Here is a 21,441-nt window from a genome sequence, read left to right as displayed (position 1 = left end):
CTTGTTTCTTCTTTCTTGTTTCCTTTTCCCTTTTCCCTTTTCCCTTTTCCCTTACCTCTTCGGAACAAAAATAAAGTTATTGATGTACAAGTTAAAATCATTCAGATACTCATCCTTCTGAAACTCCGCCATATGGTTATAATCGAACGGAACGGTTCTCAGGGTTTTTCGGTCGAAGTAAAACACCTCATATCCAAACTGCATAATGAAATCAAAAATCTCATTGATCGGGTAATGCGCGTGACGCAATTCGATTTCGATGATGAAAATCGGTTTGATGTTCTTTAAGATGTTCTCGCAACCTTTCACCGAATCAAACTCATGGCCTTCCACATCAATTTTTATGACGTCGATCTTTGACCATTGTTTTTCTTTAGCGAAATCATCCAGCGCTACCATTTGAATTTCCACTTTTTCCACGTCTTCACCCATCGCTTCCAATGAAGCACGTGTATCCTGCAATCCATTGCCTCTTTTCGGAATATTCAGTACAGCAGTTCCCGATTTGGATGAGACTGCAAACGGATAAATTTCGGTATTAGGAAATAACGGTCTGATGTAATTCACCAGACTTGTGTTGGGTTCAAAGCCGATTACCTTACCTGTTTTGATTACTTTTTCAGCCTGATACAAGTAAATCCCTTTATTCGTTCCTACATCTATAAAAACAGAATCACTTTTCAATACCTGATTCAGATAGAGTAATTCCGGTTCACATCGAAAATTATCAGTTTTCAATGAATTTAACGACTTAAAAAATCGATTTTTATAAAGTTCCGGCCAGAATTTATAGGCCAGATTGATTAAAAGTTTCAACATGCTATTTTGAATTGGCCAGTGCCAACAATTGGTTTTCTAAATTGGTTTTTACACTTTCAAAGGTGTATTGCGCCAGAAACGGCTGCAATTTTTCGTATTCCGAGGAAAGCTGTTCGATGGTCAGATTGTTCAGAATTGATTCTAAACCCGAAGCGTTTTCGTAATATAGGTTATGCCAGTTTATCTTCGTATAGGAAGTTGGGAACAAGCCTATTTTTCCATTGTGGATGCAATCGGCTTCACTTCCGCTGACTTTCGTTTTGCCGTAAACTTCATCCACCCAGTAAAAGGAAGTATGTTCTTTTATCGGACACAACAATAAATGGCATTTTGAAATTTCCCGGCTGTATTCTTCCCACGGAATGAACTGATGGAAATGCGTAATGGAAATAGTAGCATCGCATTTAGTTTGCAGTTGTTCCAATTGCTCCAATACCGTTTCGTTTTCCGGTTTGCCTAAAAAGGTAAAATGTAATTTCGACTTCGGTTTGACTTTCGGCAAGATCGAGAACAACAATGCTACATCTTTTCTTCGATTGGACACATTGCCCGGCATTACGATGCGAATAGTCTCAGAAGTTGAAAATAGGTTAGACTCGCAGTAATTCATTTGTACGATTTCAGTCCTGTCGGCATACTTTCCGTTTCGGACAACCTCATCGTACAAACTATTGGATAGCACTCCGAAGCGCTTCGATTTTAAAAGTATTTTTCTTTGCTGACCGACTTTCTCTTTGAGATACAACTTCAGGAAATAAGTAAATCGCTCTTTTTCCATGAAAATATTGCGCCAGTTGATGGTTTTTAAAAACAGGCTGAAGTTCAGGTTATGCACTAATGTCAGAACCGGTTTTTGCTGAAAAAGTGTAGTGTACTGCCCGAAATTACGATGCAGCGTATTTACCACAACAGCATCAAAACCCGCTAAGGGAATTTCCGAAACCGAGTTCACAACCGTAATTTTCTCTTTGGGAATACTGCTGAGTTTCTGCACTACTTTCTCATGCACGAAAAACTCAAATTCGACCGCTGCCATCGCTTTCAACAGGAAATACCATTGCTCCAGCAAAGCGGAGTGGGTTTCCATCTCGATAAAAGCAAATCGTTTCTTTTCCAAAGTTATTGGTTCTAATTTCCACAAAAATAAAGATATTTCCTCTATAAACTTTATTATTCAGAGGAAAGAGGGAACTTTACATAAAATTTGATATTTCGACTGAACGACCCATTTGACTAAAATTTTATGTACGTTTACACTCTACTTTTGTACAATTATGAAATATTACATCGTAATACCGTCGCACAACGAAGAAAAATTCATAGCTCTCACACTGGAATCGTTGGTAAAGCAAACCGTTTTGCCGGCTAAAGTGGTGGTAGTGAATGATAATTCTACCGACAGAACGGCGGAGATTGTTCAGGAATACGCTCAAAAATATCCGTGGATTTCCTTGGTAAACAAAACCTCAGATGCGATTCATTTACCTGGCAGCAAAGTGATTCAGGCCTTTCAGAAAGGATTGGAAACGCTTGATGACAGTTACGACCTGATGGTTAAAGCCGATGCCGACCTGATCTTCCCCGAAAATTACTTCGAAACGATTATTCGTCATTTTAAAAGTAATGACCGTATCGGAATGGCAGGCGGATTTGCCTATATCGAGAAAAACGGCGATTGGATTTTGGAAAATCTTACCGACAAAGACCACATCCGCGGGGCTTTCAAGGCGTATCGAAAAGCTTGTTTTGCGCAGATTGGCGGACTGAAACCGGCGATGGGCTGGGACACCGTTGACGAATTGCTTTGTAAATTCTACAATTGGGAAGTCGTAACCGATGAACGTCTGAAAGTAAAACATCTGAAACCCACCGGAGCCAATTACAATCAGGCATCGCGCTACAAACAGGGCGAAGCTTTTTACACCTTGGGTTATGGTTTTTTCATCACGTCCATCGCCTCTTTAAAACTGGCGATGCGAAAAGGAAAACCGCTTTTGTTCGTCGATTACCTGAAAGGTTTCTGGAAGGCAAAATCAGAACATAAAACGATGCTGGTAACTCCGGAGCAGGCGAAGTTTGTCCGCAGCTATCGTTGGAAGAAGATGAAAGAGAAGTTGTTTTAGAACTCCATGTTCCTTCATAAAAAAACAAACCATTCCTAAAATAAATTTTAAAAATGGTTTGTAATGAAAATAGTAACCCACTGCCCTAACGGCATCTTAATTCAAAAAAGTTACGTCGATGTATTTATTGACGGCTTGTTTCAAATTTGATTTATTAATTGGTTTTGAAAGGAAGTTATCAAACGCTTTTCCGAAATTCCCTTTGTCATCTTCTTTAAAGTAGGCCGATTGCGCAATAATTGGAATTTCAGGCGCTTCATTTTTGATTAACTGCGCAGCAGTGTAACCGTCTACCTGAGGCATACGGAGATCCATTAAAATCAGATTGATATTCGGATTGTTTTTGTAGATCTCGTAAGCTTCTTCGCCATTTTTAGCTCTTATCACTTGTACGTCTCCTTTTTCAAGCAATGTTTTCAGCAATAAGTAACTGATTTCTTCGTCTTCTGCAATCAAAACCGTAGTTTTTTCTCTTGCTCTACTTTTTTCTGTTTTAAATTCGGAAGGTGAAAGGATGTACGGAACGGTAAAATAAAAGGCAGTTCCAACGCCTGGTGTTGATTCTACTTCGAAGGTACCTCCTAATAAATCAACCAATCGTTTGCTGGTGGAAAGTCCTAAACCGGCACCGCTTCCTTCTCCTGACAGTCTTTCCAACTTAAACTGTGATTTTACAAGTTTTTCCTTGAATTCTTTTTCCAAACCTACCCCACTGTCTTTAACGTAAAATTCTATCTCCTCATTTACCAATTGGTATCCGATTTCTATAAAACCTTTTTCTGTGTATTTCAATGAATTATGCAACAGATTGGTTAAAACCTGAGTTACTTTTGGGGCATCAGTCAATACTTCAGCCTCTTCATCTTCTAAACCTTTTCTCAAACGGAAATTCAGTCCGTTAAAAATTACCTGTCCGGCAAATTTCACTTTCAGGTCGTCCAAAATTGCATTTAATGAAACTTTTTCTATATGAACAACCTCCTTATCTGATTCAAAAGAATTATAATTCAACAATTCCGATACGGTTCCCAACAACTCACTCGAGCAATTGGCGATAACCTCGGCGAGATTGTTTTTCTCGGTAACATCCAATTTAGAATTATTCAACAAATTGGACAACCCTACAATGGTATCCACCGGTGTTTTAATTTTATGCAGAACGGTATTCACCAATTCGGTATTCAGTGCTTTTTTAGCTGAAGCGGCTTTGCTCTCCAAAACCAATTCTGCTTCTCGTTTTTTAATATCGGTAACATCAAACCCAACAAAATAACGGCTAACAACATTTTTATTTTCAGAAGCCTCACAATTGTGCAAGGTAACGTAACGTTCCACTCCTGATTTTGTTACCGTTTTACATTCTAATTTATCCGGAAATTCTACTGACTTTTCATCAATTACAAATGTTTTCGAGGATTCAGGCTCAAACAAATCCAAAAGAAATTCGTTTTTAACTTCGTTTTTGCCGAATCCTGTCAATAGTTCCGCAGCCCGGTTGAAAAACCGGATTTTACCCTGCAAATCAGTCTCTATAAACAAAGTTGTTTCAGAATTGATCAACCCTTCCACAACAACTTTTGGCCCATTATAGGTTTCACTCAGCAACAAAGACAAGTTCACCAACTGATCATGCAACATACTCACCTGTCTTTCCAAATCTTCATATGACGGCTTGTTTGCATTCATGGTTTCTGATTTTAAATTATTATCAATTCACCTTTTTATACTCCAAAAAAAATCGGGCAAATCTAATTCGAAGCACCTAAATAAAAAAATTCAACTATTTGACATTCACAAAGTTACAACAATATAAATACAATATCAGGATTTTAAATTTTCCTTAAAACAATAATCAGAATCAGCCCTGTACCGCTTGAAAATCAGCTAAAAAATGTAAAAAAAAGCTTCTTTTCAGGGTTTACATTCAAAGCTTTCAAAATATTCATAAATCGAAATCCTAACTCATAACTATTTTCGTATTTTCGCTAAATATTTATAAGCATGATTCGATATTTATCCCAGATAGGAAAGTACTTTCTGATGTTGAAGGAAGTCTTCAACAAACCAACCAAATGGTCCATGATGAAACAGCTCATCATGAAGGAAATAGACGATTTGGTTATGGGTTCCTTAGGAATTGTAGCGTTCATTTCGTTCTTCGTGGGCGGTGTAGTTGCGATTCAGACCGCATTAAACCTTACCAATCCGTTAATCCCTAAATATCTTATTGGTTTTGCGACCCGTCAGTCGGTTATTTTGGAGTTTGCACCTACTTTTATTTCCATCATTATGGCAGGTAAAGTAGGATCGTTCATCACTTCAAGTATTGGAACCATGAGGGTTACGGAACAGATTGACGCTTTGGAGGTGATGGGAGTAAATTCCCTGAACTACTTAGTATTCCCTAAAATTGTAGCCATGATGTTATACCCGTTCGTTATCGGATTGAGTATGTTCCTTGGAATTTTAGGCGGTTGGATTGCCGGTGTTTACGGAGGTTTTGCTTCAAGTACCGAATTCCAGACCGGACTTCAGGTGGAATTCATACCGTTTCACGTAACTTATGCCTTCATCAAAACGATCTGTTTTGCATTTTTATTGGCTACCATTCCTTCCTTTCACGGTTATTTCATGAAAGGTGGTGCGTTGGAAGTTGGAAAAGCCAGTACGACTTCGTTCGTTTGGACTTCCGTAGCGATCATTTTGGTGAATTATATTTTAACACAATTACTTTTAAGCAAATAGGATGATTGAGGTAAAAAATGTAGAGAAATCCTTTGGAGAACAAAAGGTCTTAAAAGGAATCACAACCAGTTTTGAAACCGGGAAAACCAACCTGATTATTGGTCAGAGTGGATCCGGAAAGACGGTTTTGCTTAAAAGCTTATTGGGAATCCATAAAGTAGATTCGGGAACGATCTCTTTTGACGGCCGAATTTATTCTCAAATGAGTGATGATGACCGAAGAACACTTCGTACCGAAATCGGAATGGTATTTCAGGGAAGCGCCCTGTTTGACTCAATGACTGTAGAAGAAAACATCGGATTCCCGTTAAAAATGTTTTCGAATAAAAATTCCCGCGAAATCAAGGAGCGTGTTGATTTTGTAATCGATCGTGTAAAACTGATTAATGCGCACACCAAGAAACCTTCAGAGATTTCCGGAGGGATGCAGAAACGTGTGGCGATTGCGCGTGCTATCGTAAACAATCCGAAATATTTGTTTTGTGACGAACCTAACTCGGGACTGGATCCTAAAACGGCAGTCGTAATTGATAACCTGATTCAGGAAATTACAGAAGAATACAACATCACAACCGTTATCAACACCCATGATATGAACTCGGTAATGGAAATCGGAGAAAAAATCGTGTTTTTGAAAGAAGGTGTTTTGGCTTGGGAAGGAACCAAGAAAGAGATTTTCAAAACCGACAACGAAGCCATTGTGGATTTTGTTTACTCTTCGGAACTATTCAAAAAAGTAAGAAAGGCGCAAAACAGGGCCGATAAACAATAAAAAAGGAGTCGATTAAGACTCCTTTTTTTTATCTTAATAGTTGAGATACACCCAACCGGTTTTTACATCGCCTGTTTCAAATCTTACAACATAGTAATAGGTTGCCGCCGGAAGAAGATTTCCTTTTGAATCTTTACCCATCCAATCGTCTACGTAACCGTCCTTTTCAAACACGTTTACACCGTAGCGGTTGAAAATTTTCACATTGGTAATCCCGCTTAGACACGACAGATCGAAATTATCGTTCAGTCCGTCATTGTTTGCTGAAACCCCTCTTGGAATACCGCAATTGGTGCAGGCAAGCGTATAGGTATTAGTAACTGAACAACCGTTAGCACTTGTTATGGTTAAGGTATAAGATCCGGTTACATTTCCCGAAACGTTGATTGGATTTCCATTCTGAACTGTTCCGTCCGGATAGGTCCAGGTATAGGTTACTGAATCTGAATTTACCTCCGCATCCAGTAAAGTGGCAGACAGCAAAGTCATATTATCCTGGCAGTTATCCTTCATTGAGAAATAAGGCAATTTATCTATCAGAACTTCAACACTGGAGGTTTCGGACACACATCCGTTTTGGATAGCTATCACCGTATAGGTTCCCTGATTTAAAATCGTTATAGAATCCAGCACCGGATTTTGGTCGGTTGACGTAAATCCGTTCGGACCGGTCCATTGATAAGTTACGCCAGGAACATCCGACGCAAAAAGATGTAATGAATCACCTTCACAGACAGCTCCATCTCCCGAAGCCACAGGAGTTACAGGAATCGGACTAACCGTAATCTGAACGATGGATTCGTCATAATTCCCACATAATCCGTCAACGCGATAACTGAAAGTATAGGTTCCTGAAGTTATTCCGGTTGCGTTCCAGATATGGTTGATCAACATTCCGCTTGTAGAAATCTCACTCCAACTTCCGAAAGTGTCATAAGTTCCGGTCAGGTAATTATATAGATTAATATTGGTCTGCGGACCACAAAGACTCGCACTGCTTCCAGTTCCCGCTTCAGGATTATTTAACTGATTCGAAACGTTAAAATCGAGGACGATATTCATACACGAAGTGGGATTCCCCGGATTTGTTATTCTTACATGATAAATTCCGGCATCGGTTGCCAAATTAAAATTGGGGAATGTCAGTACATTTGAAGTACTTAAAATCGGAGTGGTATTAGTATCCTTCCACCATTCATAGGCCAAAAACGGAAAATTAGGTACACTTAAAGAACCCGCATGTCCGTTACACAAGTTATTGGCTGTAATAACAAAACTCACCGGAGAACTGATATCATATAACCTGTTCAAAATATTACCGCAGGCGTCCTGAATCTGAAAATTATAAACTCCGGGCTGCAATCCGCTAAATAGTGGCGAATTGTTATTGTTCACCACAAAAGGCAATCCGTCTTTAGTAGTGATCATGTACTGCAAAGGGTCGGTACCGGCAGCAGAAACAATCACATCAAAAGAAGTATTAGAGCAGGAATAACTGTAAATATTATCAATTCTAGGCGCGTTTTGGTAATCAAATTCGCGAATGGTTCGTTCACACTTAAAATTTACTTCGTTCCCATTTCCAAATACCTCAAACGTATGAACAACCCTAAACCTTCCTAAAAGGTTGAAGTTAGTACTATTCCAATTATTGTTAAGCAATAACGCATTGAACGTACTAGGTGGTAGCCCGTCATAATAACCTGACATCGGATGTACCCATCGGTTATTTTGAAAATCATACTTCTGCAGGTAATAATTATTAGGCGCTCCGTTTGATGAACAGCCCAGATAAACATCAAAAGAACTGCAGTGTTCCGTGACCGTTACCTGATCGGAGTAAATCTGAAGCCCTGCAATCGTGACGGTTCCTGATTGAGATCGGTTACAGGCATCCACACTTCTGAAGGTGTAAGTCCCGGCCGGTAGCGAGTTCATCGAAAACTCCCTCATTTCAGTAGCACGTATGTACTGACTTACATCATAAGGAAGGGTTTGTCCGAATCCTGCCGGTGCGGCATCGATATAAACATTTTGAAAGGGCTGCTGCATTCTCAACAACACAGATCCCATACCCGGCTCACACCCCTGCAGATACAGGGCTGAAAAAGGCCCAATAACAATTGGAGCTGTAGTGTATGTTCTTGTTGCGGTTCTTCCGCACTCATCGGTAATTTTAATTATATAAGTCCCTTCCGGATAGTCAACCGTGGCGTGGAAATATTCTGCTATACCGGGAAAGGGTCCGGGATGTGCTGCATTAAAAAACACGGGATTAAATCCTGCGGGCGCCGATAAAAACTCAACCGTAAAATTGACATGAACCCCTACTTCTACCACTAATTTTTTACGGCAACCTACCATAGATTCCAACACGGAAAAATCCAATGGAACCTCGCCCGTTGTATAACTGGCTGTTATTGTTCTGCCGCAGGCATCGGTAATCTTAACCGTATAGGTACCCTGAGGATAAGGCGTTGTGGGATCGGAATAAAAGGCTTCTTCATCAAATGGCCCCGGATGATCGCTATTGTACTGCACCGGATTGAACCCTGGGGGAGTTGACAGGAACGTCACATTAAAAGGAGCTACACAACCTGTAGGAGCAACCTTCAGCTTTTTAACGCAGCCGATCATCATTTCATTTACAGTTAACCCCAAATGAATATCTATTGGATTGTTATTCTGACGATACACATTGCCACAGGCATCCGTAATCTTCACATCGTGCGTATAAAACTGATCATAGTAAAAAGGAATTTGAAGCGATATGGCATCCAAAAGCAAATTCCCATTTGGGACATTCTGACTAACAATGATGTCCGGTCCTGACGGAGGATGAACGGTACATTCCACCGTAAGCGGATACGCAATTATTTTTTGAAGATCGGGGGTTCCGCTTGCAATAGCAATCCCTACCTCGATTGTATTACAAGTAAAATCACTGGCACCTATTCCGTCGAAAACAATATTGGGAATGGACGGGCGCGATATTGTCACATCCTGAACGATACCATCACCACAAGCATCAAAGACCCTAACCGAATAGAGTCCTGTTGTTAAATTGTCAAATACATTGGAAGCCTGCGGTGGGAAAATCATCGGTCCCGAAAAAATTTCATAACTAACGGGATTACCCCGTGTTACGTTTACAGTAATCTTACCATCGTTCCCACATAAGACATTCTTGTACGTAAGATTATACAATAGCTGATTAATCCGATTTACAATGGTAATGTCCTGCTGCTGTGAATTGGACTGCGCTCCAAGCGACTGTGTTGCCACCACACGGTAAGTCCCGGCGGTAAGCCCTGTAAAACTACTCGCAGCGGTTACGGAAATCGGCGTAGTGACATCCGGAAGCCTATAAATATTATAGATCATACTGGCTCCGGCTGTCGTATTGGAAACCGAAAAAAACAAAGTCCCATTACCGGCACATGTTTCATCAGAAGCTGTAACCTGCAAAGAAAAAGCAGTTAACTGTCCGAATGATAAATGAGAAATTAATAAAAGGAAAACAATCAGTAAAGCTTTTTTCATAAAGGATAGAAAGAGTGATTAACAACTTATTTCAATTCGTTTGCGATTGCCGTTATCCTCTTAATCTCCTGCTCCTTCCCTTTCGGATAAATTAACAATACATCGTCTTTGTCGACGATAATAAAATCCTGAAGCCCGTCAACAACGACAAGCTTTTTACCTTCTGTACGAATTATATTATTAGATGCATTTTCCAATATAACGGTTGCGTTAACAACAGCATTTTCCTGCTCATCTTTTGGAAGTTTGTCATAGAGAGACCCCCACGTCCCTAAATCATTCCAGTCGAATGTTGCGGGTAAAACGTATACATTCTGTGCTTTCTCGAGGATAGCATAATCGACGGAAATATTTTCGGCATTCGGGTAATTTTCTTTTATGAACAATTTCTCGTTATCCGTATTCAGACTCTCATATCCGTCCATAAATTGCGAATACATCACCGGATTAAAATGCTCATACGCTTTTAACACCGACTGTACGCTCCATACGAATATACCGGCATTCCAAAGGAAATTTCGGCTCTGAATGAACTTTCTGGCCGTAGCATAGTCCGGCTTTTCGCGGAACTGAACCACTTTTTTGATCGGACGCGAATCCAATTTATCGTATTCGATATAGCCGTAACCTGTATTTGGAAAGGTCGGCAAAATCCCGAGTGTCATTAAGGTGTCTTCGCGTTCGCAGAAATCAAAAGCACGTTGAAGATTGGCCACAAACTGCAGTTCATCCTCGATCCAGTGATCACTTGGCGCCACCACCATCACAGCATTCGGATTCTGTTTCTTTATCTTTAAGGAAGCGTACAAAATACACGGAGCGGTATTTCTCATCGCCGGTTCAAGTACGATCTGTTCCTGTTTGATGGACGGCAATTGCTCCAAAATCAAATCATTATAAAGCTCGTTGGTAAGGATCAAAATATTTTCTTTCGGAATCAACTGCGACAAACGGCTGAATGTTTTTTGGATCAGCGTTTCACCAGTTCCCAACATATCGTGGAACTGTTTTGGAAATTCAGTTGTACTCACAGGCCAAAATCGGGAACCTACCCCACCGGCCATCACTATAGCGTAATAATTTTTATTCATTTTCTTAACTTGTTGCGTAACCATGTGTTACTACTTTATCAGAGTTCTAATCTTCTTAAAAACTCCCAGAATTATATTAAATACAAATGCTAAATGGACCAATAAAAACAAAAACCCATTTAAAGCAATGATAAGATTTACATCCAAAAAATCGTTCCCTTGCGAAAGACTGCCATCAAAAAACACATTATACGGAAAAAACATTCCGACAAGCGAAACTACCGCTCCGTAAATATGAATTTTACTGAGCACTGAGAACAGTTCAATTTCAATTTTATCAAAAGCTTTATAAACTGCAAAAAGAATAAAAAAGAAAACCGCAACTACTTCAAAGATCAAACCATATGCAATTACAAAATACGTATCATGCACATTTATATCCAGTGTTGCGTCTTCCTTATAGGATATAAAAATCATAAAGAAGCAAATCACTGATGTAAAAAGCAACAACAGATCGGGTTGTTTTTTTAATATTCTCACAATCATAGGATATCAATCTTCTTTATCGAAATCAACTTGGCAGAACTTCCACTTCTGCATTGGGATTAAAAAGATAAATTCTTCCCGAATTTACCTCAATGCATTCGTATCGTTTGGTACGAAGTGCTATTTTCTTAAACACCTTTCCGTTATGAATCCGAAAAGTACTACCGTAGGGGATTTCAAAGATATAATTTTTATCGCTAACCGGATCAAATTGTTTCAAGGCTAAAGACAAAGTTGCGTCAGTATCACTACTCGCCTTTGGATTTCTGAAATGTCTTGCCAGTAAAGGCAGCAATTGCGACGGGAAAATCTCGGGACGAATAAACGGTACCATCAGACGCTGAAAAGTCAGTTTCCACTCATCCCCGTGCGGTTTGATGTTTCTCCCGTATTTCTCAAAGGCCACCAAATGGGCTATTTCATGAATCAGCGTGATTAGAAAACGGTACTTGTTCAGACTCGCGTTAACGGTAATCTGATGAAACCCATCAGGGTGACGTCGGTAATCACCATGTCGCGTGACGCGCTCGTTCACGATCTTCAGATGGACGTGATTTGTCCTGATAAGTTCAAAGACCGTATCAACTGAATGTTCCGGAATGTACTTTTCTAAAACTGATTTCATTTACGGCGTAGTTGAAGATACCTGCAACACTTTTCCGTTGTAATATTTATTTCCGGTAAGTGCAAAGTTAAAAATATAGTCGGCCATTTCTTTTGCGGAAATTGGTGCCACATATCCGGGGAAAGCTTCCTGTAGCATTTCCGTCTGCACCGCACCTAAGGCCAGAACATTAAAAGCGATGCCGTTTTCTTTGTATTCTTCCGCCAGCACTTCCGATAAGGTAATCACCGCACCTTTACTGGAACTGTAGGCCGAAAGACCCGGAAACTTCATGCTGCCCTGAATTCCGCCCATGGAACTGATTGTTACCACATGACTTCCTTTTGAAAAGTAAGGAAGACAGATGCGGGTCAAATTGGCCACACCGAAAACATTTACTTTGTATACGTTTTCAAACTCTTCCGAAGAAATTTTGCCGAACGATTTCGACAAAAGCGATCCGGCATTGTGAATCACAATATCCACCTGCTTCCAATCGGATTCGATAAATCGGGTTACCTGGTCCAAATCCACCTCTAACGACAAATCCACACTTAAGCACGTAATGTTTTCATTTCCGAGCAATTCAGGAGCAATTTTCCTGGAAATCGATAACACCCGATGACCGGCTGCGGCAAACAACAATGCTAATTCGCGTCCGATGCCGCGGGAAGTTCCGGTAATGATAATATTTTTCATAGAAATGTTGTCTTATAATTGGTCTGTGGAATTTGTATTTGGTCAACAATTACCAATAATATCAAATACGATATTTCAAAAACTAAAATACTAAAAATCCCGTTCTGAAGTTCAAAACGGGATTTAATTTATTATGAACAATCGGCTTATGCCAGCATTGTTACAGGATTTTCTAAATACTGTCTAAGTGTTTGCAGGAACTGCGCACCCGTCGCACCGTCAACCGTTCTATGGTCACAAGCCAAAGTAACAGTCATGGTATTACCAACAACAATCTGACCGTTTCTCACTACCGGTTTTTCTTCGATAGCTCCTACTGATAAAATAGCGGAATTTGGTTGGTTGATGATTGATGTGAACGACTGAATTCCGAACATACCCAAGTTGGAAACCGTAAACGTACTTCCTTCCATTTCTGCAGGAGTCAGTTTTTTGTTTTTCGCTTTGCCAGCTAAATCTTTTACGTTAGCACCGATTTGAGATAATGTCATTTGGTCTGTGAAGTTCAGAACCGGAACAACCAATCCGTCTTCAACAGCTACGGCAACACCGATATTTACATGATGATTGATGATCATCGCATCTTCTCGCCATTGTGAATTTACCTGTGGATGTTTTTTCAAAGCCATAGCACAGGCTTTTACCACCATATCATTGAACGACACTTTCGTATCAGGAATTGTATTGATCACCGCTCTCGAATTCATTGCTTCGTCCATTGCTACTTCAATAGTTAAGTAGTAATGAGGCGCAGTGAATTTCGATTCTGCCAAACGACGTGCGATCGTTTTACGCATTTGCGAATTTTTGATTTCCTCCTGGAATTTCTCTCCCGCCGGAACAAATGGTTTAACAGCCGGAGCAGCAGTTGTTGTTGCGGAAGTAGAAGCTGCTGGTGCAGCTGCAGCCTGAGGCGTAAATCCTTCAACGTCGCTTTTCACGATTCTTCCGTTTTCACCGGTACCTTTTACCTGAGACAAATCGATTCCTTTATCAGCCGCTATTTTCTTAGCCAATGGAGAAGCAAAAACTCTTCCGCCTGCATTGGTATTTTGAACCGGCGCAGCTGTTGGAGCTTCTGTTTTTGTTTCAGCAGTTTTTTCAGCAGCCGGAGCTTCAGCAGAACCACCTGCTTTGAAAGACTCTGCCACACCGGAAACATCTGTTCCCGCTGGACCAATAATTGCTAAAATACTGTCAACCGGAGCCGTCTGCCCTTCGTTAACACCGATATATAAAAGCGTTCCGGAATTGAAAGACTCAAATTCCATTGTTGCTTTATCTGTTTCAATTTCTGCAAGGATATCCCCTTCTTTAACTTCATCGCCAACTTTTTTCAACCAAGTTGCAACGGTTCCGTCCGTCATGGTATCACTTAAACGTGGCATGGTTACGACTTTCACTCCTGCAGGAAGTGCCGCAGCAGCTTTAGGAGCTTCAGTTTTAGCCTCCTCTTTTGCTTCCGATTTAGTTTCGGCTGCAGGCGCCGCTTCCGCTTTTGGAGCTGAACTACTTCCGCTCAATAAAGCAGAAATATCTTCCCCCGGAGCACCGATAATTGCTAAAAGTGAATCTACCGGAGCAGATTCTCCTTCCTGAATTCCAATATGTAAAAGCGTTCCTGCATTGAACGATTCAAACTCCATCGTAGCTTTGTCCGTTTCAATTTCGGCAAGGATATCACCTTCTTTAACAACATCCCCAACTTTTTTCAGCCAAGTTGCCACAACGCCTTCGGTCATGGTGTCGCTCAAACGCGGCATTGTAATTACTACTGCCATAATCGATTATAATTTATGTGGAATAAATGGATAATTATTCTGTTCGTAAACCACATCGTACAGTTGGTTTACTTCAGGGAACGGAGATTCTTCGGCGAATTTTTCACACTCTTCTACCAAATCTTTTACTCTTTGATCGATAGCTTCGATTTCCGCATCCGATGCATATTTATTTTCTTTGATGATATCAAGAACCTGAGTGATCGGGTCGATCTTTCTGTACTCATCCACCTCTTCTTTGGTTCTGTAGTGTTGCGCATCCGACATTGAGTGACCTCTGTATCGGTATGTTTTCATTTCCAAGAATGTTGGTCCGTCGCCGCGACGAGCTCTTTCAATAGCTTCGTGCATCGCTTCAGCAACTTTGATCGGGTTCATGGCATCAACCGGTCCGCATGGCATTTCATATCCTAATCCTAATTTCCATATATCCGTATGATTCGCCGTTCTTTCGACAGACGTACCCATTGCATAACCGTTATTTTCAACAATGAAAACTACAGGAAGTTTCCACAACATCGCCATATTGAATGCTTCATGAAGGGATCCCTGACGAGCAGCTCCGTCACCGAAATAAGTCAATGTTACTCCGCCCGTTCCGAAATATTTGTCAGCAAAAGCGATTCCGGCACCTACCGGAATTTGCGCACCAACGATTCCGTGGCCACCGTAAAAACCGTGCTCTTTATCGAAAATGTGCATTGACCCTCCCATCCCTTTTGATGTTCCGGTCACTTTCCCTAACAATTCCGCCATAACTTTTTTGGGATCAGTTCCCATTCCGATTGGCTGAACGTGGTTACGGTAAGCAGTGATCATTTTGTCTTTAGATAAGTCCATGGCATGTAAAGCACCTGCTAATACCGCCTCTTGTCCGTTATATAAATGCAAAAAACCGCGAACTTTCTGTTGAATGTATAATGCAGCGAGTTTGTCTTCGAACTTTCTCCAGAACTGCATGTCTTCGTACCATTTAAGGTAAACTTCTTTTGTAATTGGTTTCATTGTTGCTCCTTTAAGCTTTGTTACACAATTTTGCGAAGGGCAAAAATAACACATCCCGTTAAGACCTGAAAATTTAAACCCATTAAATTACTCTTTTTACAAAAAGTTTTTATCAAACATCAACGGCAGTAAATTTTTCAGCGAGTCGGATTTGAATACTTCCCCGACAGCACCCATAAAATAAATCTCGATCGGCACGTCCTGACGGATTTCATATTCCGCTATGGATTGACGGCACGCTCCGCAGGGAGGAATAGGTTCAGCTATCTCTTTACCGTCAGCAGTAGCCGAAATCGCCATTTTCAAAATTTTCGCCTCCGGATAAATTGCTCCGGCGTGAAAAATAGCCACACGTTCAGCACATAAACCGGATGGATAGGCCGCATTCTCTTGATTGGAACCCAAAACCACCTTTCCGTTATCCAATAGAATTGCCGCACCCACCCTGAATTTTGAGTAAGGCGCATATGCTTTTTTACGGACAGCCACAGCCTGTATCATCAAATCTCGTACTTCCGCAGCCAGTTCGTCAACAGAATCATAAATGTTAAATGAGGCCGTTACATTAATATTCTTCATTTGCTCAAATTATTACAGACAAAAAATCCAAACTCATTACAAGTTTGGATTTTTTATTTATTATTTTCTTTTACTAATATTCATCATAGGAATCTCCGAAACTGAACGAAAGCGAGAAACGCAATGTGTTTTCTAACGGATTTCTAACAGTTGATGTGGAGAACAGATAAGAAACATCCACTTTTACAGCATTGTATTTAAACCCGGCACCGATAGTTGCATATTGTCTCGCACCTTTATCCGGACTTTCGTGGAAATATCCCGTTCTGAAAGCGAAGGATTCCTGATACCAATATTCAGCTCCCAATGACCAGGCGATCTCTTTCATTTCTTCGCTAAATCCTCCCGGAGCATCACCAAACGATTTAAAGATCCCTTCAAACCATCCAATCTTTCTGTACTCCTCATTAGCCAAACCATAATCTGTATTATCGATATCACCATCACCATCTTCATCTCCAACTTCCTGTGGCGTCGGAACCATTAGTTTGTTAATTTCTCCAAGCGCTGTAATCTTGTTATACTCGTCTAAAATAAAATCAAAGCTACCTCCCAATTTAAAGTTCGCCGGAAGAAAATTGGAACTTCTTTCAACATCCCCATCGTAGGAAATTTTCGGACCCATATTCTGAAGGTTCAATCCGATACGGTATTTTGCATTAAAATCACTCAGTGCAAATTCTTCCGACTGGTAAAATCCGGAAACATCCACCGCAAATGAATTAGCCGCAGAAGCATCAGTGTTACCATCAGGAATTTTTAAATTGGAACGAATATAACGACCTGCTATCCCCATGGAAAACTGATCGCTTAATTTCAATGAATAAGAAAGATCAAAAGCCAATTCATTCGGACTTACCGTTCTTGGCACCTCATTAGGATCACCCGTTTCTCTTAATTCAATATCCCCTAAACCAAAATAACGCAAACTTGTTGCAAAAGCACTACGCTCGTTAAAACGATCGTAAAAAGTAACCTGTCCTAGTGAAATATCATTCGCAATACTTGTCAGGTAAGGTGTGTAACTTACCGAAAATCCATATTTGGAAGGTGCAAACGCATATTTTGAAGGATTATACTGTTGTGAAAAAACATCCGCTGAAGTGGCCGCTCCCATATCAGCAACACCTGCCGCACGGGCATCTGCCGAAATCAGCAAAAAAGGAACTCCTGTCGTAATCACATTTTCCTGCGCAGTAACTGATTGAAGCACAAACAGGAACAAGGACACTATGGCTATTTTTTTCATTTTTTTACAAGAATTTATTCAACAAATATACTATTTTCTTAAAGTATTACAAGTTTCTCAATCTTTTCAGCCGTTTTATTCGAACTTAATGATTTTACGGTGAGTTTATAAACATAAACTCCTTTTCCGATTTTATCTCCAAAATCATCTTTACCGTCCCATTTGATGCTACGGCATAAAAAGCCCTCTGTTGTTACTGACTGATTGATCGTCTTCACAACTTTACCTGTAATTGTCATAATCTGAACCTGAACATCGAGCGGATCGAACGGACGGTTATGCGAAAACCAAAACTCCGTATAATTAACAAACGGATTCGGGTAATTCAGCACATTGGAAAGCGCGACATCTTCATCGCCCATTACAACAAACTGAATATCGGCAGTAGCATAATTATTATACACATCCCAAACCTTAAGCGTTAACGTATGCAGTCCTTTCGCTAAATTTCGGAAAGGATAACGCACCTTACCTTTCGTGTAATCGTTCGGCTGGGTTTCATAATAATCATTCAGAATATAAGGCTTATTCTCATTACCATCCAGAATGGCAACTATATCATGACCGATACCGCTCGCCGTATTGATTCCGTTCTCATCCTCAAGAAAAGCCAGAAATATAGGCGATGCATTAGTAATCCCACCCGAAACAAACGATTCGTCATTCATGTACAAGCGGATTCTTGGTGGTAAATTATCAGCCACTGCATTTTCATTAATTCCGCCCACTTTAATCGATAAATCATGACCGGTATTATCAACCAAAGCATTATTCTTCGCATAAAAACTCACCCTTCCGGTTCCTACGGGAATTCTGATGTCCCTTGGCACGATAAAGCCGAATTCAAACTGACCGTTGGCTACAGAAGCATTTCCTCTGAAAACTGTTTCGCCCAGCGTTCTGAAATCCATAATAATCAACTGATTACTACTATTCGTGGTGCCATCATTCCCCAATGTCCTTCTGTTGATGTCTTTATCAAAGATCTGAACCGCCAGATCTCCGTTATAATCCGACTGCAGATTATCGAATTCATCCACAACCTCACCGGCCATCTTAATATAACTCAAGGCTTCTAAGGTATCTGTCGGCTGCGTTATTGGCACATCATTGATTTTTGTAAGCCTTACTTTTGGTTTTGGAATTGCTAATTTCAGGGCCGGATCACCAACACAAAAAACCACATTCCTATCCCTGTTGGCCGATAAATTTTTAGTTTGACGCAGCGCTTCTCCAATTGTAACATAGTTATTAGATCCGAAGGCAAACAATTTCGAATTCAGAATTTCGTTGATATCTTCTCCAGTAGTTATCCCAATTTCCCTTGTCGTGGTCACCAATGCAACGGCGCCTCCGGCCTTATTCCAATACATGTATTCCCCTGCCGTCGGTCTGTACGGATTATCGAAACGGGTAAACTCACAGGTAATGGTAACAAACAGCGGATATCGGAATCTGTTTTTCAGATTTTGGGCCATGGCTTTATCAAAAAGTCGTTCCTGAGCCAGGCCATCCTCACCTCCGTGTCCAAAATAGTTAAAAACCAATCCGCCACTTTCCATTTCATTAACAATATCCGTATTCACTGACGGATAGCGCTCTCCTCCGGCTGCGGTAACCTGTATGTAAGAATCAGAGTGAATCTTCTTCACATTGATGAATTTCTTTTGACTGTAAAGCTCCTCGGCCAGGTTATCCAAATTCTGCTGCAATGTGGCATCTGTAGTATTTTCAGCATCATCGGAAATGATCACATAGCGGTTTCGCCATCTTCCGAACGATTTCTCGTCATGGTACTCGATTATCTTATTAACCATTTCATCCGCCTGTTGCGGCGAACTGACCAACATACGTCCCACTGCGATATCAAGATCTTTAGGTATAACCATATCTCCCTCATCATCATTCATCAGCACAAAAAAATCGTCCGACATGAAAGTAAGGTAATTTGAGAAATTATCGGACAAACCACTTGTAGAAGGCGGAACATGAAATAATGACTCGAACACCGGAACCACGTTTGTATTCCCATAAATCCGGTCTTTGTAATCAAACGAAGCATCCCCAAAAAGATTCACATATTTGATTTTTCCCGCCGGAGCCGGATAAGTCGGATAACTGGTATAAATGTATTTTATGAAATTTCGGATAGCACCGATATCCTGCTTACCAGAGGAAAACTCCTGATAAATAGAACCCAAAGTCACCACCTTAACGTTCAAATTAGAATAATTGCGATGAAAATCAGCCAATCGTTCTGCTTGGGATTTTAATGATGATGGCGTCACTATCAGATAATCAATATCCGCGGGCACTCCTTGAGCGTTATTAAAAATCGTTCCTTTCAGATTCTGATTTGCTATTCTGGCATTCGATTGATTGACAGGTGTATATAAATTATTAAAATCCACAGCCACATATCGCTTTACTTCTCCCAAAGCAGCTTTAAAGGAAAAATTTGACTGACCTGCATTCTGAATTTTAGTCACATTATAGATGTCTGTTACATCCCAAACCTGCGAAATCCCACCTGCACTTGTTAACTGATATTCACCCACACCAATATTAGTTCCTGCTAAATCATTCTGAAACAAAAACTGCTGTCCATAACCTTGCAGTTTCCTTTTGGCTATCAATCGGATATTATCCAAGTAACCGTTAGACGACGGTACACCTCCGTTATTATATTCCAATTCAACAGAAACCGTAGAGGAAGAAGCAGAAAATGTTCCTTCAAAAACCTGTTCATAGGCCGAGACATGAACCCCAGCCTCTAAGGCAGCAAAAGCCATAGTGGTCAGATTCTGACCGCCCGCCTTAATTTTAAAAGTACTGGATCCGAAAGAAGCCGATACCGCATTAACCTTAATTTTAACAGGTGTCGCAGTTACAAGATTCGGAAAACTGAAATCGAAAGACTGAACATTTTCTATATTGAAATTTTCCCCCACCCATTTTCTTCCCAAACGACCTACATTGATCTTGTCCACCTCATGGTATTTATAATCATCAAAGTCGGTAAAAACCATATCCGCCGCAGCTACAGGCTGGACATTAAGATCGATTCGCTTTCCGTTGCCACCCTGAGTGGTAACATAATAATAGGACTTGGAATCATATAAATTAACACTGGTGTCGCTGTCATTATTCCAGACATCCACACCTTCTGCATAAAAAATAACATAATCATCATTGTCAAAAGAGCCGTCACTTTCCCCTATTACCTGAACGGCGTTCTCCTGCAGATCCATCGGATAGGGTACGGAGTTAAGCAACGGTATCATTCTTCCTCCATTTCCGTAGATTTTTATCCTTCGTGGATCTACATTAACATTCAAACCTAACTGCTGTAAAAAACTTTTCGACAATTTATATACGCCCGATTTCTCAATATAAAAACGATACCAGTCCCCTGTGGCCAAAACAGAATTAACGATAGGATTTCTCTGCGCATTTGTTTTTCCGGAAGTCGAAGATGAAAAGGAATAGGAGAATGATTTTACCTTTTTTACAACGCCGGCCTCCTTAATAATAGGAGAAAAAGAAAGCATGACACTTTCAACATCCCTACCCACAACATAATCAATAGCAGCATTCAGCTTTGAAGGAAGTTTAGCGAAGGACAGATCTTTTAAATCTTCTTTCGAAATGGACTCATATATAATATTCGAAACCTGCAGCGAATTTTCATCAATGATCGTTGTAACCGGAATTCGCTTTCTAAACATAAGTGTTTTTTCCAGCGGATTAAACTCCATATTTTTTACATCGAACTGAGGAATAAGAAACGGAATCGAATCAATATAATAATTTGTCGCGGTTTTCCATTCAACGGCAACATCTCCCTTTTCTTGACTAAAACATATAAAAGGAACTATCAACAGTATAAGAAGCAGGCACTTTTTCATTATATCGAAAACGTTTTATTTCTAAAGATATTACAAA

16 protein-coding genes are annotated in these 21,441 nt (G+C 40.3%); 3 read left to right on the top strand and 13 right to left on the bottom strand.

All coding sequences use genetic code 11. The annotated features are described in order from the left end of the window. Nucleotides 1-51: 51 nt before the first annotated feature. Both AC3E9U_RS09760 and AC3E9U_RS09755 read right to left on the bottom strand, forming a co-directional pair. On the bottom strand, nt 52-819 hold the full coding sequence (locus AC3E9U_RS09760; protein WP_488746731.1) for an FkbM family methyltransferase: 768 nt from the start codon (nt 817-819) through the stop codon (nt 52-54). 1 nt (nt 820) lies between these two features. Then, nucleotides 821-1,936, bottom strand: a complete 1,116-nt coding sequence (locus tag AC3E9U_RS09755; RefSeq protein WP_488746730.1) for a hypothetical protein — start codon at nt 1,934-1,936, stop codon at nt 821-823. 157 nt (nt 1,937-2,093) lie between these two features. On the opposite strand from AC3E9U_RS09755, the gene AC3E9U_RS09750 reads away from it, so the two are divergent. Beyond that, nucleotides 2,094-2,942 (top strand): glycosyltransferase family 2 protein, encoded by an 849-nt coding sequence (locus AC3E9U_RS09750; RefSeq protein ID WP_488746729.1) that lies wholly within the window; start codon nt 2,094-2,096, stop codon nt 2,940-2,942. Nucleotides 2,943-3,038: 96 nt separating this feature from the next. Here AC3E9U_RS09750 and AC3E9U_RS09745 read toward each other — a convergent pair whose 3' ends face one another. Beyond that, nucleotides 3,039-4,628 carry a hybrid sensor histidine kinase/response regulator gene (locus AC3E9U_RS09745; protein WP_488746728.1) on the bottom strand — a complete coding sequence of 530 codons (1,590 nt, stop codon included), beginning with the start codon at nt 4,626-4,628 and terminating at the stop codon, nt 3,039-3,041. 315 nt (nt 4,629-4,943) lie between these two features. On the opposite strand from AC3E9U_RS09745, the gene AC3E9U_RS09740 reads away from it, so the two are divergent. Next, nucleotides 4,944-5,687: an MlaE family ABC transporter permease gene (locus tag AC3E9U_RS09740; RefSeq protein WP_488746727.1), complete on the top strand. Its 744-nt coding sequence runs from the start codon at nt 4,944-4,946 to the stop codon at nt 5,685-5,687. 1 nt (nt 5,688) lies between these two features. Further along, complete coding sequence (locus AC3E9U_RS09735) at nt 5,689-6,459, top strand: ABC transporter ATP-binding protein (protein ID WP_488746726.1); 771 nt, start codon at nt 5,689-5,691, stop codon at nt 6,457-6,459. A gap of 33 nt (nt 6,460-6,492) precedes the next feature. On the opposite strand, the gene AC3E9U_RS09730 is transcribed toward AC3E9U_RS09735, so the two are convergent. From AC3E9U_RS09730 to porU, 10 genes are all read right to left on the bottom strand, one after another. After that, nucleotides 6,493-10,002 (bottom strand): T9SS type B sorting domain-containing protein, encoded by a 3,510-nt coding sequence (locus AC3E9U_RS09730; protein WP_488746725.1) that lies wholly within the window; start codon nt 10,000-10,002, stop codon nt 6,493-6,495. A 26-nt stretch (nt 10,003-10,028) separates the two neighbouring features. Further along, the gene (locus tag AC3E9U_RS09725) at nt 10,029-11,093 is read right to left on the bottom strand and encodes a mannose-1-phosphate guanylyltransferase (RefSeq protein WP_488747152.1); all 1,065 of its coding nucleotides are present in this window, start codon (nt 11,091-11,093) and stop codon (nt 10,029-10,031) included. A 30-nt stretch (nt 11,094-11,123) separates the two neighbouring features. Further along, nucleotides 11,124-11,579, bottom strand: a complete 456-nt coding sequence (locus AC3E9U_RS09720; RefSeq protein WP_488746724.1) for a hypothetical protein — start codon at nt 11,577-11,579, stop codon at nt 11,124-11,126. Between the two features lie 25 nt (nt 11,580-11,604). After that, nucleotides 11,605-12,204: a SprT-like domain-containing protein gene (locus tag AC3E9U_RS09715; protein WP_488746723.1), complete on the bottom strand. Its 600-nt coding sequence runs from the start codon at nt 12,202-12,204 to the stop codon at nt 11,605-11,607. Beyond that, entirely contained in the window at nt 12,205-12,882 is a 678-nt protein-coding gene (locus AC3E9U_RS09710; RefSeq protein WP_488746722.1) for an SDR family NAD(P)-dependent oxidoreductase, read from the bottom strand. 146 nt (nt 12,883-13,028) lie between these two features. Next, nucleotides 13,029-14,663, bottom strand: a complete 1,635-nt coding sequence (locus AC3E9U_RS09705; protein WP_488746721.1) for a pyruvate dehydrogenase complex dihydrolipoamide acetyltransferase — start codon at nt 14,661-14,663, stop codon at nt 13,029-13,031. Nucleotides 14,664-14,669: 6 nt separating this feature from the next. After that, a complete protein-coding gene (gene pdhA / locus AC3E9U_RS09700; protein WP_488746720.1) occupies nt 14,670-15,668 on the bottom strand; it encodes a pyruvate dehydrogenase (acetyl-transferring) E1 component subunit alpha in 999 nt (332 codons plus the stop codon). 96 nt (nt 15,669-15,764) lie between these two features. Further along, a complete protein-coding gene (locus AC3E9U_RS09695) occupies nt 15,765-16,247 on the bottom strand; it encodes a cytidine deaminase (protein WP_488746719.1) in 483 nt (160 codons plus the stop codon). A 73-nt stretch (nt 16,248-16,320) separates the two neighbouring features. Beyond that, complete coding sequence (gene porV / locus AC3E9U_RS09690) at nt 16,321-17,496, bottom strand: type IX secretion system outer membrane channel protein PorV (protein ID WP_488746718.1); 1,176 nt, start codon at nt 17,494-17,496, stop codon at nt 16,321-16,323. 38 nt (nt 17,497-17,534) lie between these two features. Next, on the bottom strand, nt 17,535-21,404 hold the full coding sequence (gene porU, locus AC3E9U_RS09685) for a type IX secretion system sortase PorU (RefSeq protein ID WP_488746717.1): 3,870 nt from the start codon (nt 21,402-21,404) through the stop codon (nt 17,535-17,537). Nucleotides 21,405-21,441 lie beyond the last annotated feature (37 nt).

Source organism: Flavobacterium sp. 21.1 (genome assembly GCF_057801535.1).
This window is presented reverse-complemented; position numbering and strand designations above follow the sequence as displayed.